Annotated in this window: 19 protein-coding genes; 9 read left to right on the forward strand and 10 right to left on the reverse strand. The window is 38.2% G+C overall.

Going from position 1 to position 24,652, the window contains the following annotated elements:
* Positions 1-142: 142 nt before the first annotated feature.
* Positions 143-1,633 carry a M28 family peptidase gene (locus JIV24_RS14430; protein WP_200465765.1) on the forward strand — a complete coding sequence of 497 codons (1,491 nt, stop codon included), beginning with the start codon at positions 143-145 and terminating at the stop codon, positions 1,631-1,633.
* A gap of 62 nt (positions 1,634-1,695) precedes the next feature.
* On the opposite strand, the gene pgi is transcribed toward JIV24_RS14430, so the two are convergent.
* The 3 genes from pgi to lysS form a co-directional block, all read right to left on the reverse strand.
* Positions 1,696-3,345 carry a glucose-6-phosphate isomerase gene (gene pgi, locus JIV24_RS14435; protein WP_200465766.1) on the reverse strand — a complete coding sequence of 550 codons (1,650 nt, stop codon included), beginning with the start codon at positions 3,343-3,345 and terminating at the stop codon, positions 1,696-1,698.
* A gap of 100 nt (positions 3,346-3,445) precedes the next feature.
* Entirely contained in the window at positions 3,446-4,441 is a 996-nt protein-coding gene (locus tag JIV24_RS14440) for an NAD(P)H-dependent glycerol-3-phosphate dehydrogenase (protein WP_200465767.1), read from the reverse strand.
* A 91-nt stretch (positions 4,442-4,532) separates the two neighbouring features.
* The gene (gene lysS / locus JIV24_RS14445; RefSeq protein ID WP_200465768.1) at positions 4,533-6,254 is read right to left on the reverse strand and encodes a lysine--tRNA ligase; all 1,722 of its coding nucleotides are present in this window, start codon (positions 6,252-6,254) and stop codon (positions 4,533-4,535) included.
* A gap of 191 nt (positions 6,255-6,445) precedes the next feature.
* Here lysS and JIV24_RS14450 point away from each other — a divergent pair, with 191 nt between their 5' ends.
* From JIV24_RS14450 to JIV24_RS14475, 6 genes are all read left to right on the forward strand, one after another.
* Positions 6,446-7,072: an HAD family hydrolase gene (locus tag JIV24_RS14450; RefSeq protein WP_200465769.1), complete on the forward strand. Its 627-nt coding sequence runs from the start codon at positions 6,446-6,448 to the stop codon at positions 7,070-7,072.
* Between the two features lie 68 nt (positions 7,073-7,140).
* Entirely contained in the window at positions 7,141-7,968 is an 828-nt protein-coding gene (locus tag JIV24_RS14455; RefSeq protein WP_200465770.1) for a PorV/PorQ family protein, read from the forward strand.
* Complete coding sequence (locus tag JIV24_RS14460) at positions 7,965-9,989, forward strand: helix-hairpin-helix domain-containing protein (RefSeq protein WP_200465771.1); 2,025 nt, start codon at positions 7,965-7,967, stop codon at positions 9,987-9,989. The genes JIV24_RS14455 and JIV24_RS14460 overlap by 4 nt, the downstream gene beginning before the upstream one ends.
* Before the next feature lie 75 nt (positions 9,990-10,064).
* Positions 10,065-10,511 (forward strand): C-GCAxxG-C-C family protein, encoded by a 447-nt coding sequence (locus JIV24_RS14465; protein ID WP_200465772.1) that lies wholly within the window; start codon positions 10,065-10,067, stop codon positions 10,509-10,511.
* Positions 10,512-11,726, forward strand: coding sequence for an exonuclease subunit SbcD (sbcD, locus tag JIV24_RS14470; protein WP_200465773.1), 1,215 nt, complete (start codon positions 10,512-10,514; stop codon positions 11,724-11,726).
* Between the two features lie 3 nt (positions 11,727-11,729).
* On the forward strand, positions 11,730-15,293 hold the full coding sequence (locus JIV24_RS14475; protein ID WP_200465774.1) for an AAA family ATPase: 3,564 nt from the start codon (positions 11,730-11,732) through the stop codon (positions 15,291-15,293).
* Here JIV24_RS14475 and JIV24_RS14480 read toward each other — a convergent pair.
* A complete protein-coding gene (locus JIV24_RS14480) occupies positions 15,283-16,128 on the reverse strand; it encodes a patatin-like phospholipase family protein (RefSeq protein ID WP_200465775.1) in 846 nt (281 codons plus the stop codon). The two genes, JIV24_RS14475 and JIV24_RS14480, sit on opposite strands and share 11 nt — an antisense overlap.
* Positions 16,129-16,535: 407 nt before the next feature.
* Between JIV24_RS14480 and JIV24_RS14485 the strand changes: the two genes are divergently transcribed.
* Positions 16,536-17,789, forward strand: coding sequence for a TonB-dependent receptor domain-containing protein (locus tag JIV24_RS14485; RefSeq protein ID WP_200465776.1), 1,254 nt, complete (start codon positions 16,536-16,538; stop codon positions 17,787-17,789).
* Positions 17,790-17,959: 170 nt separating this feature from the next.
* Here the strand turns inward: JIV24_RS14485 and queA are convergent, their stop codons facing one another.
* From queA to JIV24_RS14510, 5 genes are all read right to left on the reverse strand, one after another.
* Positions 17,960-19,009 (reverse strand): tRNA preQ1(34) S-adenosylmethionine ribosyltransferase-isomerase QueA, encoded by a 1,050-nt coding sequence (gene queA, locus JIV24_RS14490; RefSeq protein ID WP_200465777.1) that lies wholly within the window; start codon positions 19,007-19,009, stop codon positions 17,960-17,962.
* Between the two features lie 154 nt (positions 19,010-19,163).
* The gene (truB, locus tag JIV24_RS14495; RefSeq protein ID WP_200465778.1) at positions 19,164-19,877 is read right to left on the reverse strand and encodes a tRNA pseudouridine(55) synthase TruB; all 714 of its coding nucleotides are present in this window, start codon (positions 19,875-19,877) and stop codon (positions 19,164-19,166) included.
* Positions 19,878-19,906: 29 nt separating this feature from the next.
* Positions 19,907-20,701 carry an undecaprenyl-diphosphate phosphatase gene (locus JIV24_RS14500; RefSeq protein WP_200465779.1) on the reverse strand — a complete coding sequence of 265 codons (795 nt, stop codon included), beginning with the start codon at positions 20,699-20,701 and terminating at the stop codon, positions 19,907-19,909.
* Between the two features lie 14 nt (positions 20,702-20,715).
* A complete protein-coding gene (locus JIV24_RS14505) occupies positions 20,716-20,967 on the reverse strand; it encodes a DUF3098 domain-containing protein (protein ID WP_200465780.1) in 252 nt (83 codons plus the stop codon).
* Positions 20,968-20,998: 31 nt separating this feature from the next.
* Positions 20,999-21,877 carry a cell division protein FtsX gene (locus tag JIV24_RS14510; protein WP_200465781.1) on the reverse strand — a complete coding sequence of 293 codons (879 nt, stop codon included), beginning with the start codon at positions 21,875-21,877 and terminating at the stop codon, positions 20,999-21,001.
* Positions 21,878-22,050: 173 nt separating this feature from the next.
* On the opposite strand from JIV24_RS14510, the gene JIV24_RS14515 reads away from it, so the two are divergent.
* Positions 22,051-23,274, forward strand: a complete 1,224-nt coding sequence (locus tag JIV24_RS14515) for a glycosyltransferase family protein (protein ID WP_200465782.1) — start codon at positions 22,051-22,053, stop codon at positions 23,272-23,274.
* On the opposite strand, the gene JIV24_RS14520 is transcribed toward JIV24_RS14515, so the two are convergent.
* Positions 23,275-24,642, reverse strand: a complete 1,368-nt coding sequence (locus JIV24_RS14520) for a polysaccharide deacetylase family protein (protein WP_200465783.1) — start codon at positions 24,640-24,642, stop codon at positions 23,275-23,277.
* Between the last annotated feature and the right edge of the window lie 10 nt (positions 24,643-24,652).

Here is a 24,652-nt window from a genome sequence, read left to right on the forward strand (position 1 = left end):
CGATGCAATCATAGTTTTACAAATCTGATTTATTATTTCGGACAAAGTTAGATTGATAGTTTGAAGATTGCTAAGTTGAAAAGGCAGCCATTTGGTTGCCTTTTCTGTTTTCATTACTTTTCCCTTCATTAACTTAAACATCATGAGATATACATTCTTAAGCCTTTTGCTGGCTTGTCAATTGCTTTCGGCGCAAACCGAAGAAGAATTATTAAAGCATTTTCATAGTATAACTGCTAATGAGGTATTCGCTTATGCCAAAACTTTATCAGAGCCTGAGTATGATGGCCGTTTGGCTGGTAGTCCCGGTTATACCAAATCTGCCGAATGGGTGACGGCTCATCTAAAAAAATGGGAAATTCAACCTGGCTATGGAAATTCGTATTTCAAGCATTTTCCACAGGATTATACAACGGTAAAGAGTGCGGGCAGACTGTCGGCTACCCTTATTGATATTAAGGGAAATGCCATTGAAAAGAAGTATTCGTTTCCTGAGCATTATTATCCGGGTTCCAATTCGGCAAGTGGACAGGTTGAAGCAGAAGTCGTTTATGTAGGGTATGGCATAACAGCACCCAAGCACCAATACGATGATTATAAAAATGTAGATGTTAGTGGTAAGATTGTGATGATTGAAACGAGGCATCCAAAGCTCAAAAATGCATCAGAATGGAATGATTGGGTAGACTATGCAGGCTCTTCTATTAAACTGTCAAATGCGGTTAAACACGGTGCATTGGGAGTGCTGTATATTTCTAAACTGGCCAGCCCTGGCATGAAATATCATAAAGAATTAATTTATTGCCATATAGATGAAAAACTGGCAGAAGAATTATTCTTTGCTCGGCAACTAAATTATAAGAAGGTTAAGGAGGAATTAAAAGAGAAGAATAAACCGCAAAGCATTTCGCTTAAGCATGTTGTGAGTATTGCTGCAGACACAGAATATCATCCGGACGGAAGCTATGCTAATGTTATTGGTATTATTCCAGGTTCCGATCCGAAATTAAAAGATGAGGTTATTATGGTGGGAGCGCACTTAGATGGACAAGGCAATCTGGGAGAGTTGTTTCCTGGAGCTCTTGATAATGCATCAGGAGTGGCTGATATAATGGCAGCAGCTCGTGCTTTATCAAATTTGCCGGCACCCAAACGCACCATTGCTTTCTTCTTTATTGGTGCTGAAGAGAAAGGTCTCTTGGGAGCTTTAGAATATGCAAATGATCCTTTATTCCTGAAGGATAAAACGGTCTGCTATATCAATCTTGACATGGTTGGTAATGGTGCTGGCTTGTACTTTGGAGGTGGACAATCTTTCCCCGATATTTTCACTCATTTTGAAAAAGCGAATGAGCAGTATATTCATCGACCTTTAAAAACCAACTATTTGAACAGAGCTTATAAAGGACGCCCACGAACAGATGGCATGGCACTTAGTCAGCATGGTTTCAGAGCCTTGAGTGTACATTGCACCGACCGCGTTAAAAAGCTGTATTATCACCATCCGGCAGATACGCCTGAAACTCTTGTTCCTGAAATTATGGAAGATGTAAGTAAGTGGCTATATCTGGGTTTATATTCGCTCGCCAATGCAGAAAGCATAGATTTGAATGAAAAACTAAAGGCTGAATAAACAAAAAGGCTCGGAAATTTCCGAGCCTTTTTGTTTTGTTATCCAGTGATTTAAATCACTTATTACTTCTTCATCTCTTTATAGGCATTCACTAAGCCATTGGTTGATGCATCATGAGAAGTGACTGCTTCATCACTCTGTAGCTCGGGTAAAATAGCGTTAGCTAATTGTTTCCCTAATTCAACGCCCCATTGGTCAAAGCTATAGATGTTCCAGATAATTCCTTGTACGAAAATCTTGTGTTCATACATGGAAATTAAAGCGCCTAAAGTACGAGGATTCAATTCCTTCATTAAAATAGAGTTGGTAGGAATATTACCAAGGAATACTTTGTAAGGAAGCAATGCTGCAATTTCTTCGTCTGATTTGCCAGCCGCTTTAAATTCAGCAGTTACCTGTTCTTCAGTTTTACCCACCATCATGGCTTCTGTCTGCGCAAAGAAGTTAGCCAGTAATTTTGGATGATGATCGCTTAATGGATTATGACTCTTAGCAGTGGCCATAAAATCACAAGGGATTAATTTTGTTCCTTGATGAATTAACTGATAAAAGGCATGCTGACCATTGGTTCCAGGTTCACCCCAAAGGATTGGACCAGTCTGGTAATTTACTTTCTCACCATTACGGTCAACATATTTACCGTTACTTTCCATATTTCCTTGCTGGAAATAAGCTGAGAAGCGGTGCATGTATTGGTCGTAAGGTAAAATGGCCTCTGTTTCGGCACCGTAGAAGTTGTTGTACCAAACACCAATCATGGCTAAAACAACCGGTAGATTACTCTCAAAAGGGCATGTTTTAAAGTGGATATCCATCGCGTGAGCACCTTCCAGTAATTCACGGAAGTTATCGAAACCAATGCCACATGCAATGCTTAAGCCAATAGCCGACCATAATGAGTAACGGCCACCAACCCAGTTCCAGAATGCGAACATATTGGCCGTATCAATACCAAAAGCAGCAACTGCATCAGCGTTTGTTGATAAAGCTACAAAATGCTTTGCAACGGCTGCTTCATCTTTTGCTGAATCAAGGAACCATGATTTTGCTGAATTAGCATTGGTCATCGTTTCCTGAGTCGTAAAGGTTTTTGAAGCAATGATAAATAGTGTTGTTTCCGGATTAACTGATTTTAAGGCTTCGGCAATGTGCGTGCCATCCACATTAGATACGAAATGTAGGTTGACGTTTTTCTTGTATGGCTTTAATGCCTCAGTGACCATTAATGGGCCTAAATCGGAGCCACCAATGCCAATGTTAACAATGTCAGTAATGGCTTTACCCGAATAGCCTTTCCACTGACCTGAAATAACCTTTTCAGAGAAAGTCTTCATCTGGCCAAGAACGGCATTTACATCAGGCATAACATCTTTGTCATCAACCATAACTGGTGTATTGCTACGGTTACGTAATGCGGTGTGTAATACTGCACGGCCTTCTGTTACATTAATAGCTTCACCGGCAAAAGTACTTTCAATGGCACTTTTTAGTCCGCACTCTTCTGCCAACTTAAATAGTAATGATAGCACTTTGTCATCAATGCGGTTTTTGGAGTAATCCAAAAGAATGTCTTCAAAACGCAATGAATATTTGTTAAAGCGTTCGCCATCTTTGGCAAAAAGGTCTTTCATGTGCGTGCCATTGAACTCGGCATAATACGCCTCAAGCTCTTTCCACGCTTTGGTAGTAGTTGGATTAATACCTGGTAACATGTTAGTAGTATTTGTTTGTTTGTATTGATTCTTTTTGAAAAGATGTTGCCATTAGCTGGCTGCTATTAGCTTTATATCAATTGTGTTGATTGATAATCGTTTAACGCAGATGCTCCGTTAATAATCGTATCTCCATCGATGGTGATATTTTCTCATAAATGATGTTGTAAACAGCCTCGGTAATTGGCATGTTAACTTTATATTTATCATTTATCTCATGGATGCTTTTAACCGCATAATATCCTTCTGCAATCATCAGCATTTCCATTTGAGCGTATTTTACCGAATAGCCTTTCCCAATCATGGTACCAAACATGCGATTGCGACTAAACTGCGAGTAGGCGGTCACTAATAAGTCGCCAAGATAGGCTGAACTCTTAATGTCGCGAGTAATCGGATGAACCGTATCAACAAAACGTTTCATCTCCTGAATGGCGTTGGAAATTAACACGGCCTGAAAGTTGTCGCCATAAGCAAGTCCGTGGCAAATACCAGATGCAACAGCCATAATATTTTTTAAAACAGCAGCATATTCAGTACCATAAATATCATCCGATATGGTCGTCATGATATAGGGCGTTTTTAAAAAGGCCGAAAAGGCTCTGGCACGCTTTACATCCTGACAGGCAATTGTCAGGTAAGACAGTCGTTCTAGTGCCACCTCTTCAGCATGACAAGGACCACTAATAACGCCTATGGATTCTGTAGGTACATCATAAACCTGATTAAAATACTGGCCAATTATCAGGTTTTCATCAGGCACTAAACCTTTAATTGCAGAAACCACAAACTTATCGTTCATCGGTTCAGTAAGGTGTTCGGTGGCTGATTTTAAAAAGGCCGAAGGAATAGCCAGAATAATGATATCTGACTCTCGTACAACCTCATTGATGTCTGTTGAGAAATTGATTTTATCCGGATTAAACTCAACACTCGTCAGGTAATTGGGGTTGTGCTTATAGCGTTTAAAATCATCAATGTGTGACTGGTCTCGAAAGTACCAGTTAATGGATGGCACATTATTAAAAAGCATCTTAGCAATAGCAGTTGCCCAGCTTCCGCTACCGATAAGGCCTATCCTTGATGATTCATCCATAAAGTGATTTGTTTAGTTTGAAATAGTGAGAGATAAAAATAAGACAAAAAAGGAAACATTGCCTTTTTTGTCTTATCTAATTAATCGTTTATTAAGCTAACCAGGCTTTGACATCGTCTTGCGATGGGTTTTTTAAGCCTAGTTTATTCTTTTTGTTGTAGCCACAAAGGTCTTGGAAAAGTTTCGTAGGTTTCACTTCTTTTAAAGCATCTACTTTGCTGTAACCCAATCCGCGAACTACTTCAATCCATTCAGGAACAAGGCCAAGTTCAGCAAATTTCTCATCGCTATCAGGCAATACCTTCTTTTCTGGACGCATTTGAGGGAAGAACAGTACATCTTGAATTGAATCCTGACCAGTCATAAACATGGTTAAGCGGTCGATACCAATTCCCATTCCCGATGTAGGAGGCATACCATATTCCAGTGCACGAACAAAATCCATATCAATAAACATGGCTTCGTCATCACCTTTTTCAGATAATTTCATTTGCTCCTGGAAACGTTCTAGCTGGTCAATTGGGTCATTCAACTCGGTGTATGCATTACAGAGCTCTTTACCATTTACCATTAACTCAAAACGCTCAGTTAATTCTGGATTATCACGGTGCTTTTTACACAGCGGTGACATCTCAACAGGATAATCAGTAATAAATGTTGGCTGTATCATGTGGCCTTCACACTTCTCGCCAAAAATTTCATCAATCATTTTTCCTTTACCGAATGTCTCATCAATTTCTATGTGTAAATCGTCACACACTTTGCGAAGCTGCTCTTCATTCATGCCGTTAATGTCAATGCCAGTGTGCTCTTTAATGGCATCAATCATGGTTAAACGGCGGTATGGGGCTTTAAAATCAATTTCATTGTCACCAATGGTTACCGTTGTTTTTCCATGAAGAGCTAAGGCCACTTTTTCAATCATGGTTTCGGTAAACTCCATCATCCACTTATAGTCTTTGTAGGCTACGTAGATTTCCATCACCGTAAATTCCGGGTTATGAGTTCGGTCCATTCCCTCGTTACGGAAATCTTTGGCAAACTCATACACACCTTCGTAACCTCCAACAATTAATCGCTTTAAATATAACTCATTGGCAATACGCATGTACAATGGAATGTCCAGTGCATTGTGGTGAGTTATAAATGGGCGTGCCGATGCACCTCCTGGTATTGGCTGAAGAATTGGTGTTTCCACTTCAAGGTAACCGGCACCATCAAACATGTCGCGCATGGTTTTGATAATCGTACGGCGCTTTTCGAATACTTCTTTAACCTGCGGATTAACGATTAGATCAACGTAGCGCTGACGGTAACGCATTTCCGGATCGGTAAATGCATCATATGTTTTGCCATCTTTCTCTTTAACGATAGGTAGTGGTTTAAGTGATTTACTTAAAATCGTTAACTCTTTTACATGCAGGGTAGTTTCACCCATTTGTGTTTGAAAAACGAATCCTTTAACACCAATGATATCACCCATATCCAAAAGTTTTTTGAATACAGTATTGTAAAGTGTCTTATCCTCATCAGGGCATAAGTCATCGCGATTCAAATAAATCTGGATACGCCCTTCTGAATCCTGAAGCTCTGCAAATGAGGCTTTACCCATAATGCGTCGGCTCATGATTCGACCTGCAATAGTCACTTCCTGAAGGTTATCTTTTTCCGGATCAAATTCCTGTTTTATCTCAGTTGACAGATGAGTGGTTTTGTATTGTGCTGCCGGATATGCGTTAATACCCAGTTTGTTTAGCTCCTCTAAACTTTTTCGTCTGATAATTTCCTGTTCGCTCAGTTCCAACGTACTCATTCTATTAATCTATTTTTAGAACATTACTAAAATGACAGATGTATCTGCCAACCGTTATTTTTCGCGTCTTAATTGCGCAAAAAGTTTTGCAAAGATAATGGTTTTCATCGAATTTGGTATTTTGTCATTTATAAGTTCATTTGTAATTACTTAATTTAACGCCTTGATGCGTAAATGTTAAAAAAGAATACATGGATATGGTTGATTTATCGACGGTTGATGCTTATTTGTTTGATTTGGGAGGAGTGATTGTTGATATTAGTCCTGATGCAGCGATTGATGCTTTTAATAAATTAGGCTTAAAGAATTTGCATGAACAGATAACACTTGGGCACCACGAAGGATTGTTTAAGAAATATGAACAGGGCGCTGTCTCGACGAATGAATTTATACAGCAGATTCAAAATATGCTTCCTAACCAGGTTAGCGATCAGGAAATTATTGATGCCTGGAATCAAATGTTGGTATACATGCCAAATGAGCGTGTGGAAATATTAGAGCGATTAAGAGCAAAATCACCCGTCTTTTTGTTGAGCAACACCAACGACCTGCATCGAAATAAGTATGTTTCAATGGCTGATGCATACGATAATGTTGAGCCGATTTTCACTAAGGCTTTTTATTCGTACGAGATTGAGATTAGTAAACCGGACCTTGAATCTTTTCAATATGTCATCGATAACAGTGATTTAATTCCTGAGCGAACCTTGTTTTTAGACGATTCGCAATTGAATTTAGATGCAGCTAAAACACTTGGTTTTCAAATAGTTTTAGTTTCAGAGTCAAATTCAATGGTAAATATATTTAGCAAAATGTAATTCTATGTAGTTTCTGCTTGACATTAAAGATTAAGGTTAATAATTTTATTGATAAGATAAATTATGACATGACTAAATCAACCTTAATCCTTATTGTTGCGCTTTTAAGCCTGAACTTAAAATTGCATGGGCAATCGTTAGGCTATTCCGGGCCAGTGAGTTCTTCGCTGGCATATGTAAAAGTATTTGATGATTCTCATTGGGCCAGTCTTAATAATGTTGCTAACCAGGCACATGTAAAATCGCTGTCTGTTGGTGCAGCTTATCAAATGCGATTCAACCTTAGTGAGCTGAGCTCACGTGCTGCCACTGCTATAGTGCCAAGTCGTTTTGGGAGTTTTTCAGGACTGGCGATGCAAAGTGGTTTTTCAAAAAGTAACTACAATCGATATGCTGTTGCATACAGTCGTTTATTTGGTAATTCCATCAGCGCTGGTTTTCAGTTTAATTACATGAATCATCAGATGCAATCAGCCGATCGGGCTGATGCTTTTTATTCAGCATTCGGATTGGGGTTTAAAACAACAGAAAGCATCAAGGTAGGCGTTTATATTCAAAATCCCGAACAAAGTAAATTAAGTTATCAGGATGAAGCGTATGCGTTACCAACATTTTTTAACGGAGCAATTAAGTATTCTATTCCACACAAATTCTTCGCGATTTTTGAATTAGAAAAGGAACTGGAATATGATGTCGTTTATAAAACTGCTATTCAGTTTAGTTTTAATGACAAGCTTTTTGTGCGAGGTGGTGTGCGAGGTAAACCGGTTGAAATTACCTTTGGTGGAGGCTTTCAACTAGTTGGCTTATCAATTGATGTGGGTTTTTCACATCATCAGCAATTAGGAATGACATCGGGAGCAGGATTGGCCTATTCATTTAAGCATAAACAATGAATATGATAAGGTCGTTTGTTTTAACCATTTGTTTGTGTATATCAACTAGTGTTGTTGCACAACAAGACGAAGATTTGCAAAAGATGATTATCGATATGCTCGAAACCATGGCCGATCAGAAAATTGGTAACGCTAATTATGAAGAGCTGGTTAATGATTTGGTCAGTTTATCTCAACATCCCATCAATCTTAATGAAGCCGAAAAAGAGGAACTTGAACAATTGTTTTTCTTAAGCGATCTACAGATTGAAAACATCCTTTTCTACCGCTATACCAATGGGCAATTATTTTCTATTTATGAACTACAGGCTGTTGAAAAAATGGATAGTGAAACTATTCGTTATTTATTGCCATTCGTAACGGTTGCGCCTGTTGAGCAAAAGGTGAAGATGCGAGTCTTTGGTAATATCATGTCGCGTATGCAAAGTACGATTCAAACCCCTGTGGGGTATTTAGCAAAAAATGATAGTACCTCGGCCGCATTTTTGGGTTCAAAAGAAAAATGGATGATGCGGGGACGAATTAAATATGGAGATAAGCTAGATGCAGGTTTTACTTTGGAAAAAGACCAAGGCGAACAGGCGTTTCCTAATTATTTTCCAGCAGCCGATTTTTCATCCGCTTTTCTTCGGTTTAACAAGCCCGTAAAGTTTATCGATAGTTGGATAATTGGTGATTACCGTTTGTCATTTGGACAGGGAGTAGGCGTGTGGACCGATATGGCATTTTCGAAAAGTACCGAAACAGCTCAGCTCAGGCGACGGGCAAAAGGCATCAATGCCTATACATCGGTTAATGAAAGTTCATTTTTAAGAGGTTCAGCGCTACGATTTAAATTTAGAGGTTGGTCCTTCTCGCCATTTGTTTCTTATAAAAAACGCGATGCTTCTTTCGTGTCCGATTCCGTTAATGATATGCTTGTTTCATCATTGCAAGAAACTGGTTATCATCGAACAGCAACTGAATTGACAAACCGGATGGTAATTAAAGAAAAGGTTTATGGTGCTCAAACTGCCTACAAGCATCATTTATTTCATATCGATGCCGGATATGTTAATTGGCAAATCGACGATGCGATCGAAGAGAAGACACATCTGAAAAATAAATATCGTTTCTCAGGAAACAAGCAGGAATGCCTTTGGTTGGCACATTCGATTTTTTTGCACAAGCTAACTGTTTTTGGAGAGGTGGCAATTCAAAACTTAGATGATTATGGAGTTTATCAAGGAATCACCTATAATCCTGGTTTCGATGTGGTTGTTTCGTTGGCTTATCGAAAGTACAGTAAAGGGTACACAGCCATTCTTTCTAATCCATTTTCTGAATCATCAACCCGAGGAGGTGAGTCCGGTGTTTTTACATCCATTCGCTTAAAACCTGCCAGTCGATTAACGATTAAAGCATTTACCGACATGTTTCAATGCGATTGGTTGAGGTATAATGTGTATCGACCCTCTGAAGGGTTTGAGTGGTTTGCTCAGGCTAATTATGATATCAGTCAGCAGCATTTGGCTTACGTGAGGTATAAATCCACACAAAAGGAAATAAATAGTAGTGTGAATTCTGCCTTGTATCAGGTTATTTCATATCAGAAAGATAATATACGTTTGTTTTATGCCTATCAGCCAAGTGATAAATGGCGATTTCAGACACAATTTGAGCAGGCAATTTACAGAGAAGAAGTTTCATCCAAAGGTTGGATGGCTTTTCAGGATGTCAAATATACGTCAGGAAAATACCAGGCAGCCTTGCGTTATGTTTTGTTTGATATTGATGACTACAATAGTCGTATTTATTCCTACGAACCTGATGTGTTGTATGCATTTACCATACCTGCCTACATGAATAAAGGTACGCGTATTATTCTTAACCTAAATGTAAAGCCGATTAAAAATCTGCGAATTTGGGGGCGTGTGGCACATACCAATTATACAGGTCTTAAGCAGATTGGCTCGGGTCATCAACTTATTGAAGGGAATCAGTTAACGGAGTGGAAACTGCAACTTCAATACCGATTTTGATAATATTTCAATTGTTATTGCCTTATAAAAAACAAATGATTTGCTATTTTTACAAGGCTAATAAATCACCTGCACATGGAAAAGAAGATAACTACAGCCATTGACGCTTTTTACAATGGTAATAATTGCGCACAATCCGTTATTAAAGCTTATGTTGAAGATTTGCAATTCAATGAAGATCAGGCATTAGATATGGCTCTTGGTTTTGGTGGAGGAATGGGTAAAATGCAAAAAGCATGTGGTGCTGTTACGGGGGCTTACATGGTTATTGGCTTACATAATTCCAAAGAAATTCAGGACGTTGACGAGCGTAAAACAAAAACGCCAGAGATGATTCAGTTATTTCGAAAGCAATTTTGTCAACGTCATCAAACCGATCAGTGCGTACATCTATTAGGTTGCGATATTCGAACCGAAGCCGGTCAGCAGTTGTTCAAAGAAAATAACCTAAAAGAAAAGGTGTGTTCCAAATGTATAGAATCGTCTATTGCTATTTTGGAAGATATGTTTAAACAAGACTGAATGAAAATACTGCATACGTCTGATTGGCATATTGGACAACGATTACATGGGAATGATAGAGAAGAGGAGTTTCAGCTTTTTTTTCATTGGCTTAAGGATTTAATTGAAGAGCAGCAATTCGATGTATTGCTCATATCGGGCGATGTATTTGATGTCGGTTTTCCATCAAACGGCGCGTTAAAGCAGTATTATCAGTTCCTCACTTCATTAATTGGAAGTTGCTGTAAGCAGATAATTATAACCGGTGGAAATCACGATTATATCAGCACTCTTGAAGCACCATCAGATGTGCTTTCTGCCTTAAATATTCAAGTAATTGGGGGTGCTCGTGAGAATATTGAAGAAGAGCTGATTGAAATTAAAAGTAATGGTCAGCTACAGGCCGTTGTGGCAGCAGTTCCATTTTTGCGTGACAAAGATATTCGCTTGATTAATGCTGGCGAATCCTATGAAGATAGCATCAAAGCCATTAATCAAGGTATTATTAAGCATTATCAAAGACTTGCCGAAGAAACAAAAGAGTACAATTGTCCTGTAATTGCCATGGGACATTTATATGTGCAAGGAGCAGGCTTATCAGAAAGCGAGCGTGATATTCACATTGGCAATCTCTCCGGATTAAGTGTTGATGCATTTCCTAAAGAGTTTGATTATTTGGCGTTAGGGCATATCCATCGTCCGCAAAAGTTAAATGCCGAGGGTACTGTTCGCTATTCAGGATCTCCTTTGCCACTTAGTTTTTCTGAACGAGCCGATAACAAGCAAATTATAGCTTTGGATCTAGATCGGGATGGTATTAAACGTATTGAAGAGATCAAAGTGCCTGCTTTTCGGAAATTAATCAGTTTTAAAGGTTTGTTTGATGTTGTGGCTGATGAGTTAAAAGCTTATCAGGGGAAATCTGATTTGACAGATTGGGCCGAGGTAGCCATTGAAGAACTGGTGATGAATCCTGCCTTGCGAACCGACTTTGAATCCTTGATTGAGTCCATTAATCGCTCTGATAACGGATTGTTAGTTGTCAAACCAACCTTACGCTTTACTGGTGATGAAGTTTCTCAAGAAGAATCGCTTCAGAATTCATTGGCCGATCTGCAAGTTGAAGATGTTTTTGACAATCTGCTCGAAAGCAAACATATTCTAAATAAGGATGAGGTATCAAAATCTTTTACTGAATTATTAGATGCTTTTCATCATCAAACAGAAAATGAATAGTTTATGAAATTACTCCAGCTTCGTATAAGAAACCTCAATTCTTTAAAGGGCGAACACAAGGTTGATTTCAGCGACGGACCATTGGCCGAAACAGGATTGTTTGCGATAACCGGCCCCACTGGAGCAGGTAAATCAACCATTTTAGATGCCATCACACTGGCGCTGTATAATCAAACACCAAGAAGCGGTTCAGTATCAAAGAATGACATTAACCGATTTGGGAGTATAATTACCCGAAATACCGATGAAGCATGGGCGCAACTCGATTTTGGGATAAATGATAACATCTATCGCTCACATTGGAGTATTTCGCGCAATCGAAATGGTAATTTGCGCGACTATTCATTGGAATTATCAAAACAACAAACAGATGGAGCATTTGTGGCACTTGACCTTAAAAAGGGGGAAGTGCCCAAAGAAAATGCCCGGTTAATTGGTTTGAATTTCGACCAGTTCTTGCGTTCCATTTTATTATCCCAAGGTGATTTTGCCAGATTTCTAAAATCCAACGCTAATGAGCGCGGTGAACTTCTTGAGAAAATTACAGGAACAGACATTTATCGAAAACTCGGACGTGCCTGTTATGAACGACGGGGAGTTGAGCTAAAAAAACTGGAGCATCTAAAAATACAATTGGATGGTATAGAGCTATTGTCTGAAGAGGAATTATCTGCCATTGAAAAGGAGGTAAAGGAGCTAACAAATATTAATAAGCGAGAAGACGAACAGATTACGTCAATGCGTAAACAATTACTTGTAATAACGGAACAAAAACGACTGTCATCTAATTTAATAAAGAATCAGAATGCAAAGCAACTTCTTGAGAAAGAACTTGCTGCTTTTGAGCCTGAATTAGAGAAGTTAAAACAGCACGAACAAGTGCTACCCATTAAAGCTGAAATATTAGCTGTTGTTCAGGTTCAGAAAAGCCTACGTGATAAGCAGCTTGATAATCAGCTCAATGAAAAGCAATTGGCCGATAAAAAACTGGCGTTGCAAATACAGAAAAAGCAGCTGGAAGCATCGGAAAAGGACATTGTTTCGCACAAAGAGAAGGTGCAAAAAATGCAACCTGTAATTAAAGAAGTGCGGAATATTGATTCAGAGCTAAAGGTTGCCAAAAATGCCCGAAAAACACTTGAAGAGCAAAATGCGGCTCTTGGAAAACAGGTTAATGAAATTCATGCAGAGGTGGCACAAAAGGAAAAAGTGCTGCTGGAGTGCGAGAAAGAAATCATTCGCTTAAAAGTCGATCTGGAGAAACATAAAACGATTGAAAAAGCTGGCGATCAAATACCACTGTTAAAGCAACAGGTTGAGGCGATGCAAACAGGGCAGCAGGCTCTTATTGGTCACGTGAAACAGATGGAAGCGTCACCAACTCAAAAGAACTTGCTGGAATCAACGTACAATGCAGAAAAATATACCATACTAAAGGCTGCTGTTATGCAAAGTCGAATGTTTATTGATGAGAAGAAGCAGCTGTTGACTACCGAGGGTTCAGATATTGAGAACTTAAGAAAAAGGCATCAAAAACTTCAGGAACAAAGCCAGGTTGTTGATCAAATCCATCTTGCCAGTAAGGAAAAAAATGCGATTGAGGATGAGAAGAACGGTTTAAGTAAAGAACGTGATGAGAGTAGTAAAGAGCTTGAAAAAGAGTTAGTAGCATTTGGAAATGTTAAAAAGGCTATTGAAATAAACAGTAAGCACATTCAGGAATTATCTATTCGACGTGAACGTGAACTGTTGGAAGCGAAATATATTGATGCCCGACAATTGCTAAAGCCTGATGAAGAATGTCCCTTATGTGGATCGACGCAGCATCCCTATGTTGAAAATTACAAGGAGAAAGCCGATGATGTAGATATTCAGCTAAAAACAAAGATTGAAAATCAGGATGATCTGATCATTAGAGAGAAATCATTGTTGAAGCAGGTTTCGGGATTAAATACCAGCATTGAAAGTGTAGGAAATCAGCTTAAGGTATTAGATATTAAATCAAAAGCATGTGCTAATGAAATAAAAAAGTTAATATCAGATAACTCAATTATATTTGAAGATGCAAGTGTAGAAGCAGTGCTCACTTACCAAATGAAGCTTAAAGATGATTTGCAGAAACTATCAAAGCAAATTGTGATAAGTGAGCAATTAGAGCGGGCTATCATTCGTAATAAAGAGTTTGAAATGTTAAGCTCCGAACTAAAGGCATTACTGCAGTTGGGGAACGAACTTGACGAGCAGTTTTTAAATTTGGGATTTGATACAAAAAGCCAATCATATTCTGTAGTAGTCCAGAAGTTGGATGATAAATATAAAAACATCGTTCTGATTAAAGAGCGTTTGCTTGAAACTGAAAAGAACCAGCTGACAACAAAGGAATCATGGAAAGAGTTAGGCAAGCAATTGAAAGTTGTTTTAAAGGATTTCGCCGAGCAAAGTGAAAAACTAAACGAGTTAAAAGAGGAGTTTGAAAGTAAAAGTTTTCACCGCAAATCATTATTAGGTGAAAAGCTTCCTGAAACTCTGGAGCAGGAGTTGTTGGTTGAAAAAGAATCGCTTGAAAAAATTTATAATGGTCAGTTAGTCAATGTAAAAGAGTTATCTACATTAATTAAAAGTTTATTAAATAGGCAAGGTGAGTTAGCTGAGTTGATCAAGCAAAGTAAGGAGCAATGGCTTAAAAAAGATGTTCAACTCAATGAAGTATTGAAAGAAAAGAAACTTTCATCAGGTGAACAGGCATTAAGTTATTTGTTGGAGGAGAATGTTGCGGAGAAAATTAGGAAAAGGCAATATGAACTGACTAAGCTCAAAACAGAATTAAGTCATTCATATACGGAGCTTAGCGATGCTCTGTTAAATATCAAAGCAGACTTCGAAAAAATTGAAATTACCGAGGAGGAATTAAAGAAACTGCTAGAAAATAAAGCCTCTGAGCAAAAAGTACTTTTAGGTAAAAGAGGAAGTTTAATCGAAAAACTTGTCAACGATAAACGAAGTAAAGAGAAGCAAAAAGAGAAAGTGGCTGAGATTAATAATCAGCAGAAGGAATTTAACCGATGGAACGAATTAAGTAGTTTGATTGGTGATGCAGCCGGTAATAAGTTCTCTCGTTTTGCTCAGGAACTAACTCTGCGACAGGTGCTTCATTTGGCCAATAAACATTTAAAATTACTCAGTGACCGTTATATTGTTAAGCATGTAAAAGATGATGGTTTGGATGAGCTATTTATTGTTGATACTTACCATGGAAATGCAGAAAGGTCGGTGAAAACCCTGTCAGGTGGCGAAAGTTTTTTAGTGAGTTTGTCACTGGCTTTGGGCTTGTCCGATTTGGCTGGGCAAAACACGATGATTGGCAGTCTGTTTATCGATGAGGGCTTTGGAACACTTGACCAAACAACTCTCGATGTGGCATTATCAGCATTGGAGAAACTGCAGAGTGAAACCAACAGAACCATTGGCATTATAAGTCATGTGCCTGCACTAAAGGAGCGGGTAACCACACAAATTGAGCTTAAAAAAGATGCATCTGGTTATAGTACTTTAGAGCTTAGGACTTAAGGTCTTTTAAGAGTTCATCAGCTTTTTTGTAGCCTAATTCGATCTTTTCTTCAGCCCGATGGAAGTCAAGTGTGCCACAAGCATTGCGTTCAATCTCAATTAGATAATCTGGTGGATAAGCAGCTAGTTTTTGACGTGCAATGGTGTTTTGCATGGCATCAAATGCGCTGTCTGCAATCTCGTACATACCCGATTGATTTCCTTTCGTAGCCTTCACTGACTTATTCAATAAACTGAATCCATTAGAAGGTTCAGTGGGTTTATGAACTAGTTTATCTGAAGCTGGTTTAGCGCCGAGATTAACCGCAATGATCAAGTCAGTATTGTCGCTAAAAACCGGTGCGATAGGTATGGGGTTTAATACACCACCATCGATTAATTCAACGCCATCAATAACAATTGGGGTAAGAAATAGTGGCAATGAAATCGATGCCCTGATGGCGTCAAACAAATTCCCTTTGCTCAGCCATATCTCTTTTTCATTTTTTACATCAGCAGCAACGGCCGTGTATTTGATTGGTAATTCTTCAATGGTACAATCGCCCAGCATTTCCTTAAGTTTGTTGATAAGCTTGTCGCCTTTAATCAACCCGCTTACGCCCCATGAGATGTCCATGTATGAGGCAATGTCAATGATATCAAGATTATCGACCCATTCCTCAAACTTATCCAATTGGTCCGATGCATAAATGCCTCCAATTACCGAACCAATGGAGCATCCCGAAATTGCCTTAATTTGATAGTTGTGTTCTTCCATCCAGCGAATAATACCTATATGAGCAAGACCTCTGGCACCACCACTACCAAGCACGAGTGAAACTGTTTTTTGTTTCATCAGAATAAATTATAAGATGATGTAAATCGATTATTAAGATAAGCACTATATCGATAAATGTTGGCAGAATTAAAACTTTTTAATTGTTATACGTATAGAAGGGAAGGACGAATTTAAGTATTGATATGACATTTGTTATAAGTACTCGTTTACCTATTTCATTCGTCAGGTAAATAGGGGCTTTAGTCACATTTTTTTTGGACTTAGTGTCGAGAAATATATTTTCGCCCGCAATAAAGAAAGAAGAAGGTTACTTTGGGGAAGGTAATAAGCTTTGGACGATATACTCATTGGGATTAACAGTGTAAATCACATATGCTTTAAATGTATGATGATTGCTTTACAGTAGTTATACTGATGAGTTTACTATGCCGTTAATCTCCTGAAATCCTCCATAATAGTTTGTCTTGCCCACTGATAATGTTGATAATGAGCAAATCAACCTACAGGCAGAATATGACTGGAATTTAGGTAAGGTTAGTATTCGTCCGGGTGTCAGTTATCAATCCATGTCATACGACGATACGGAGTATATTGCTGAAATAGGTAATGGTTACTTAAATAAGGAGCGTACAATTGACATTTTGGCTGGTAGTGCGCGCGTTGATTATCGCCCAACCGATAAATTGCGATTTGTAGCTGCTTTGCGTGCAGAGCAATACAACCATCCTGATGATATATATGCATCGTGGCAATTTGTAAGTTCGTATAAAATCAACGACAATAACATTATTAGAGCTGTTTATTCGCGAGCTAATCAATCATCATTTTTGGTAAATACCTATTCGAATTATACCTGGAATGTTGCTAATATGCCATATCCGCGTGTGATGCAGTTCCATGGGGATCCAAATCATGATTTAAAAACCATGGACATGATTGAATTAGGTTACCGCACACGTCCGACTAAGAATTTGCTGATAGATATTGAGGCATTTTACAATGTGTCGGAAGGTTTTGGTGCATTAATGCCAACCTATACTGATTATGCTATTTATAACCCTCTGGATGTGATTATGGGGCAACCTGCAATTGCACGTCCTGATTCGATCAATATTCAGTATTTAAATCTTGAATTAAAATCGAAGCAGTTAGGTGCCAGTATCAGTATTGATTGGGTGATTAATGAAAAGTTAGTAGCTAATGGCCATTTAACTATTCAGCAGACGAAGTTGGATAATTATCAGCCATTAAACAGAAATGATATTGTGGGGCATCAGGCTGTTGAAGCCGGAACAAATGCACAGATAGAATTAGCTGCCTGGGGGCAGAAGCTGGTTAATGGTGAAATTACGCCTGGAGATGTACCAGCAATAATTAAGGGGACATCAACAAGCTGGCCCGCAACAATACACAACAACTATGAGCACCAATCAACGCCATCTTATTTTGGAGGTTTGTCATTGACTTATCGTCCAATAAAGAAACTAGAGATTTTACCTCAGGCTTATTTCTATGGCGAGCAAGTGTTAGAGAATCAGTACAGTACTGAAGCAATTGAGGGTAAATTTTTACTTAATGCAAAAGTATCATATAAAGCCAATAGTAACCTTACTTTCTATATTAATGGGCGCAATATCCTGAATATGGATGCAAGGGAATTTGCTTTTATGGATGAAATTCCGGGCATGGTGCTCGGCGGACTAAACTTTAAATTCTAACGAGAATTTAATCCTGTGAAATTCAGGAACACACACATCTTAATGTTAAAGCTGCTTCATTTGAAGCAGCTTTTTTTATTGAGCTCGAATTGTTGGTTCTTGATTTTAGGGCATAAAAAAAACTGCCTTAAAATAGTTTTCAAGGCAGTTTTTGATGATATATGATTTAATTAGATAATCAACATGGCGTCACCATACGTTCCAAAGCGGTATTTTTCTTTAACAGCCACATCGTATGCTTCCATAATAAAATCGTAACCTCCGAAAGCAGCCGACATCATCATTAATGTGGATAATGGTAAGTGGAAGTTAGAAATCATTGAGTTGGCTACCTGAAATTCATAAGGAGGGAAAATAAACTTGTTAGTCCATCCTTCAAATGGTTTTACGTGACCAAAGGTTGAAACAGAGCTTTCTAATGTGCGCATCACCGTTGTACCAACTGCACAAACGCGTTTCTTACGATCTTTGCCCTGATTAATGATTTTAGTCGCATCTTCTGTAATAAAGATTTGCTCTGAATCCATTTTGTGTTTAGTCAAATCTTCCACATCAACCTGACGGAAGTTACCCAAACCTACATGCAATGTGATTTCAGAAAAATCGATGCCTTTTATTTCAAGGCGTTTCATTAGTTCGCGGCTAAAGTGCATGCCAGCTGTTGGCGCTGCTACAGCTCCTTCGTGCTTGGCATAAATAGTTTGGTAACGCTCTTTGTCTTCGGGCATTACCTCACGGTTAATGATTTTTGGTAGCGGCGTTTCACCCATTCCGTACAATGTTTCCTTAAATTCTTCATAAGAACCATCGTAAAGGAAGCGTAATGTACGACCACGAGAGGTAGTATTGTCAATCACTTCGGCTACTAAATTATCATCGTCGCCAAAATATAATTTGTTACCAATACGAATTTTACGTGCCGGATCAACTAAAACATCCCATAAGCGTTGTTCGCGATTAAGCTCACGTAGCAAGAATACTTCAATCTCAGCACCTGTCTTTTCCTTGTTTCCATATAATCTGGCCGGAAATACCTTAGTATTGTTAAAAACCATTACGTCCTGGTCGTCGAAATATTCGATCACATCTTTAAAAATGCGATGTTCAATTTCTTTGGTCTGTCTGTTTAAAACCATTAAACGTGACTCATCACGATTGTCGGCAGGATGCAGGGCAATTAGCTCTTCCGGTAAATTATACTTAAACCTTGATAACTTCATATATTGTTCGTTTTAACTAATTTGCTGTTGTACAAAACAAAGAAAATCACCTTGCGGCAGGGCAAGATGACCGATTTCTTTATAGTAGCTTGTTTATAACGTGATTAAAGTTAATAATTTGCGTTTAACAGGCGTACCTTATACGTGGCATTTTTTATTTTGTTGCAAAAGTAGCAAGATTTTTTTCAAAATCCACAATTGAAAGGGATTCAGATAATTGATAAGGCCCTATTCGTGTACGAATTAAGCCGCTCAGATGTGCTCCCGAATCTAGTTCATAGCCCAAGTCGCGCGCCAGTGAACGAATGTAAGTACCCTTGCTACATGACACATCTAATTTGAGATTATTTTTATTCCATTCGATTAATGTGAGCTTGCTAATCGTGATTTTGCGGGCTTTTAATTCTACTTCCTTTCCTTGTCGGGCCAAATCGTATGCTTTTCTGCCATTAACTTTAAGGGCCGAGAACATAGGCGGTACCTGTTCAATTTCACCAGTTAAAGATTCAATTGCGGCATCCAGCATCTCTTGAGTGATGTGTTCTGTAGGAAAATGTTTATCCGGTTCAGTTTCCCGATCAAAAGAAGGTGTGGTGGCACCCAGGCTTACATCAGCCAGATACTGTTTATCCATGCCCAAAAACTGGTCGATCTGTTTGGTGCCCTTTCCGGTGCATACAATAACCAGTCCGGTTGCTAATGGATCAAGTGTGCCTGCATGGCCTACTTTTATTTTCTTGATGCCTAAATAACGCTTTAAAGAGAAGCGAATTTTGTTAACGATATCAAACGATGTCCATTCTAAAGGCTTGTTAATGAGGAGTACCTGTCCTTCACGAAATCGTTCTTCACTGTATTCAATCTTCATTGTTGTTGAGCAAAATAATGAATCGACATTTAAAAATATAATTGATGTACGATGGCAATAAAACCAACGATGGCACAATAGATAGAGAAATAGGTTAATTTACTGTTCTTAACCAGTTTAATCATCCAGGTGCAGGCAAAAAGGCCAGTAACAAAAGCTGCAATAAAACCAACAATAACTGGTATAGCTGGAGTTCCAACCGTGGTAAAATCGCTATCCATAAGGTCTTTGGCCATTTTTCCTAATATCAATGGTACCACCATTAAAAAAGAAAAGCGGGTTGCTTTGCGACGATCGATACCCATCAATACACAGGTAGATATAGTAGCGCCAGAACGAGAAATGCCAGGTAAAATTGCCAAGGCTTGCGCTATTCCAATAACCAAAGCACTCGAAAAGGTAACGCCTTTCTTTGTTTTCTTAGCCTTATCAGCAAAAAATAACAAGCCTGAAGTGATAATCAGCATAAAGCCAACTAATAGGATTTGATTATCAAATAACATCTCCATTTCACTGCTAAAAGCGATGCCAACAAAAGCTGCCGGAACCATCGAAATAATTATTTTTACTGAAAAGGCCGTTTGCTTATTCCACTTGAATTGAAACAGGCCGGTTAATATCTTCCATATTTCGCGACGGAAAACAACAATGGTGCTAATGGCTGTGGCGCCATGCAACATAACTGTCATAAACATGCTTTCTTCGGCAATGACTTTATCGCCAAAAATAGCTTTGGCAATTTCGAGGTGTCCGCTGCTACTAACAGGCAAAAATTCAGTTAATCCCTGGATAATTCCAAGAATCAAAGCTTCTAAAACTCCCATAAATCAGAATGTTATTATTTGTCGGCTTTAGGTTTTTTCATAATGGCATAAATCTCAAACATAAAGCCAAATAACACCACAACTGGTGCCAGAGTAATGCGTCTGAAACTGAAAATTTCTTCATTAAAAACTGTTGGGTCATCACTACGGCCGCCAATCATTAATACAAATCCTAAAATGATAATGGCAAAACCAATAGCCAGTAATATGTAGTTTTCTTTAGCGAGAGCAAATTGAAACTTTTTATCCTCTTCCTTCTTTGACATTGTATCTGTTTTAATTTTTGTTGGATGGATATTAGAAATATAAATCGTCGGTGCGTAAGTTCAGGTATTTATTAACCGCAAAAAAGGTAGATAAAAAGGTTATAAAAACCCCCAGAACAATAACGATACCAAATAATATAAAGATTAAATCAATGTTGTTGAAGCCAATAACGCCTGCTAATTCTTTACTGCTTAGGTAAATCATCGAAGCCAGTAATGAAATGGCTAATACTGATCCTACAAAGCCATGTAAGACACTGCCCAGCAATATTGGGCGGCGAATAAAGCCTTTTGTAGCACCAACTAATTGCATGGTTCGAATTATAAAACGCTTTGAATAAACTGATAGGCGAATGGTGTTGTTAATAAGGGCCACGGCAATTAAAAGAAGCATAATAGCAAATCCAGCCAATACCAGTGCAATTTTCTTGACATTCTGATGAACCAGATGAATAAGGTTCTTTTGGTAGATAACTTCTTTAACTTGTGGAAAATCCAGAATGACTTCTTCTACTTTGACCAGGCTATCTGGATTGGCATATTCGGCAAATAATTTTACATCAATGGATGATAATAAAGGGTTGTAACCCAGAAACTCAACAAAGTCTTCCCCTAATTCTTCGGTTAACTCTTCAGCGGCTCTGTCTTTATCGATGTATTCGGTTTGTTTGATAAACGGTGAAGTGCTCAGTAATTTTTCTAACCTTTTTACTTCAGCTTCACGAGCATTGTCTTTTATCAAAATTGTAAAACCAATGTTTTCTTTTACGTAAGTCGATAGCCTTTGAGCATTTAGGAATAATAGTCCTATGATGCCTAACAAAAACAAAACCAACGCAATACTAATGGTTGTTGTAATGTAAGAACTGCGCAGTTTTCGTCCGCTTGTTATTTGTTTATTACCTGTCATCTTTAAGAATTAGTGCAAAAATATAAAATGCCTTTAGAAGAGTTGGATAAGATGGCAATTAATCTTTGAATTAACAAAAATTAACCAAACTTGATGTCGCTTGATTTACAGCTCTTATTGCTGGAGTTATGCAAAGATTTTGCACTTTTGTGATACTTTACACAATGTGAGCTATGAGTTACCGACTGGTTAAGATAACATCCTATTACAAAGACTTTTTGAGTTATTATTATAACAGTAACCCAAAGGTTAATGAATTAAACTATGATGAGCAGCATGCGCATTTAATGAAACAGCGTTTTGCCTGGTCTGATGCTTATGCTTTTGCATTTAACCAAATGTGGTATGAAGCATCGGAGATTGTGGCCAATGCCCGTCCTATGCAAGAGCAGTGGTGTGCTGATAATGGTGTTGAGCATGGCTCTGATAAAGAAATACTGGTCGCTCAACTAAAGAAAATGCAGCCCGAAATAATCTGGTTGCAAGATAGTTATTCGTTCAATGGTGATTTCGTCCGTTTTTTAAAGAAACAAATCCCAAGTATCAGGCTGGCCATCGGAAACTGCTGTTCACCTATTACTCCTCAGTTTTATCCCGATTTTAAGGCTTTTGATTTAATCACTGTTTGTGCGCCTTATTTTAAAAATCTGCTTGAGGAAAATGGATTGCCTAAATGCATTGTTATCCCGCATGCTTTCGATGGAAGAATTTTAAAAGAGTCAAAGTCAGATTTAAAGAAAAAGTTTGATTTCTTATTTACAGGTTCTCTTATCCTAGATCAAAACTTTCATAAAGAACGGATTAAGTTGTTGGAACAATTAGTTGATGAGGACTTGGATATAAACTTGCTGATCAACCTGAATACAGATTCGTCAAAAGGCATTTATGCGCGGCAGGCAGCCTATTTAGCGAGTCATCTACTAAAGAAATCAGGGTTAAATATAATTAATCAGAAGGTCAATGGTTTGAGTAAGGTGAGTAAGTTGCAATTCTTTCCGCGAGCCTCTAAAGTTAGTAGTGCATTAAGGCAGCAAATAAAGCCTCCAGTATTCGGGAAGGATATGTTTAGAGAGATTTCGCGATCGAAAATATCATTTAATATCCATGGTGATATTGCCAGCGATTTTGCGGCCAATATGCGAATGTACGAAGTAACGGGAATGGGAAGTTGCCTTTTGACAGATTGGAAAAATGATTTAGATAGTTACTTTCGCTCAGACGAAGTAGTTGCTTATAAATCATTGGATGAAGCAAAAGAAAAAATTAGTTATCTACTCCAAAATACTGATGAGTTAGAAACAATAGCCAGTAGGGGACAAAAACGAACCTTGTGTGAACATACTTTTGAGAATCGAGCTGCTATTATTGATGAAGCAATAAAAAAGCTATTGAAATAATTAAACCTTTGACAAGACATCAATGCCAGTTACCGATTCTGGATTCTGATTTGATATACACTCAAGCTGTTCAGCAAAGTATTTGTTGATGCCCGGGTATTCATACTCATCAAAATTGCAATTGTGCCAAAGCAATACCATGAGTCCACCAAACTTTTTTATTTCATCAATTATATATTGAAATGAATCCTTCATATTATTGAAAGATAGATTTCTATATCCAAATAGTGTTGTGTCCATTATTGAAAGAGGAAACTCCCAAATAGACAGCATCTGATTGGCATCATGGTCGAATGGTTTAAACGGATAGCAGTATGAATTACGAAAGCCTTCATGCTCCGCAAAGCCCATTGTGGTATCGTATTTAATGCCTGCGTTTTGTTGAATATTGAGCGTCGATGGATAATGAAACTTTAAGAAGTGCTGACGCGTTCCTGTAATGGTTGTGTTGCTTGCTTTTTCCAATCGTTGTTTGGCGTTAGCTATAGCTTCCTGGTTTGTGGCGGTTTTAATTGAACCATGAAGTCCAATCTCACACTTGTCATTTAAAAGCTTGGAAATCAAATTTTTAATCCTTTGTTCTTCAAGGTGATATTTAGCGTCGTGCGGCGAACCATCGCGGTTTAAAAAGTACCACACAGATTTAAAATCGTATTGCTTTTCAAGTTTACGTAAGTCGTCAAAATTCCACCACGGATCGGGTTTGTAGCCCGGGAAAATGCTTGGAAGGATGGCATTAAGGGCTGCTTTCTTTAAGCTAGTTTTATCAATGTGTGCTTTTTTAATGCCGGCTAGCTGCAGAAATTTGTAGACCGTTTCGCGCCAATGGTAATAATCCACACGATCTACATCATGCGTGAGCATAAAACCGAAATTTTCAAACATGCGTTTTCGTTCAAATGCGATGTTGTGTTTCTGGCTGAATTGCTCAATGGCATCAATTATGACTTCGAAATAATAATTGACAATAGGTTTACGCACCATCTTAAGTTGGTGCTGGATTGAGTTGTTGTACTTAAACCGTCCCATTGAATCGGATATGTCACTCAACGTTTCCTGATAGCCACTTAGTAAGTAAAAAGCAGATTTAAGTATGTCGTGATGAAAGATGATTGAATCATTTTCCCACTCAAACAACTCTTCCTTGTCGTTATTAGGAAAAAGAAGAGGGATGTCATTTCCCTTGTAATGCACCGTCTTTGCAGTGCTTAATGATTTGTTAGATGCTTTAAAAACAATTTTATTTTTAGGAATACTATCGTTATCACCATAAACCAATGAATCTTTAATCGATTTGTTTAGATGAAGGTGTTGGCCCAGATGAAAAAGGACATATTCGTATTGTTGTATATTTAAAGCAGCTTCCATTAATTTTAAG

This window comes from Carboxylicivirga marina (assembly GCF_016612505.1).
Lineage (GTDB): Bacteria > Bacteroidota > Bacteroidia > Bacteroidales > Marinilabiliaceae > Carboxylicivirga > Carboxylicivirga marina.

Excerpts from the sequence above, each read along its gene's own strand:
- queA (WP_200465777.1), bottom strand. The coding sequence starts at position 19,009 with ATGAAGTTATCAAGGTTTAAGTATAATTTACCGGAAGAGCTAATTGCC.
- JIV24_RS14450 (WP_200465769.1), top strand. The coding sequence starts at position 6,446 with ATGGATATGGTTGATTTATCGACGGTTGATGCTTATTTGTTTGATTTG.
- truB (WP_200465778.1), bottom strand. The coding sequence starts at position 19,877 with ATGAAGATTGAATACAGTGAAGAACGATTTCGTGAAGGACAGGTACTC.
- JIV24_RS14460 (WP_200465771.1), top strand. The coding sequence starts at position 7,965 with ATGAATATGATAAGGTCGTTTGTTTTAACCATTTGTTTGTGTATATCA.
- JIV24_RS14480 (WP_200465775.1), bottom strand. The coding sequence starts at position 16,128 with ATGAAACAAAAAACAGTTTCACTCGTGCTTGGTAGTGGTGGTGCCAGA.
- JIV24_RS14505 (WP_200465780.1), bottom strand. The coding sequence starts at position 20,967 with ATGTCAAAGAAGGAAGAGGATAAAAAGTTTCAATTTGCTCTCGCTAAA.
- JIV24_RS14455 (WP_200465770.1), top strand. The coding sequence starts at position 7,141 with ATGACTAAATCAACCTTAATCCTTATTGTTGCGCTTTTAAGCCTGAAC.
- JIV24_RS14500 (WP_200465779.1), bottom strand. The coding sequence starts at position 20,701 with ATGGGAGTTTTAGAAGCTTTGATTCTTGGAATTATCCAGGGATTAACT.
- JIV24_RS14510 (WP_200465781.1), bottom strand. The coding sequence starts at position 21,877 with ATGACAGGTAATAAACAAATAACAAGCGGACGAAAACTGCGCAGTTCT.
- lysS (WP_200465768.1), bottom strand. The coding sequence starts at position 6,254 with ATGAGTACGTTGGAACTGAGCGAACAGGAAATTATCAGACGAAAAAGT.
- JIV24_RS14430 (WP_200465765.1), top strand. The coding sequence starts at position 143 with ATGAGATATACATTCTTAAGCCTTTTGCTGGCTTGTCAATTGCTTTCG.
- JIV24_RS14515 (WP_200465782.1), top strand. The coding sequence starts at position 22,051 with ATGAGTTACCGACTGGTTAAGATAACATCCTATTACAAAGACTTTTTG.
- JIV24_RS14520 (WP_200465783.1), bottom strand. The coding sequence starts at position 24,642 with ATGGAAGCTGCTTTAAATATACAACAATACGAATATGTCCTTTTTCAT.
- pgi (WP_200465766.1), bottom strand. The coding sequence starts at position 3,345 with ATGTTACCAGGTATTAATCCAACTACTACCAAAGCGTGGAAAGAGCTT.
- JIV24_RS14475 (WP_200465774.1), top strand. The coding sequence starts at position 11,730 with ATGAAATTACTCCAGCTTCGTATAAGAAACCTCAATTCTTTAAAGGGC.
- JIV24_RS14465 (WP_200465772.1), top strand. The coding sequence starts at position 10,065 with ATGGAAAAGAAGATAACTACAGCCATTGACGCTTTTTACAATGGTAAT.
- JIV24_RS14440 (WP_200465767.1), bottom strand. The coding sequence starts at position 4,441 with ATGGATGAATCATCAAGGATAGGCCTTATCGGTAGCGGAAGCTGGGCA.
- sbcD (WP_200465773.1), top strand. The coding sequence starts at position 10,512 with ATGAAAATACTGCATACGTCTGATTGGCATATTGGACAACGATTACAT.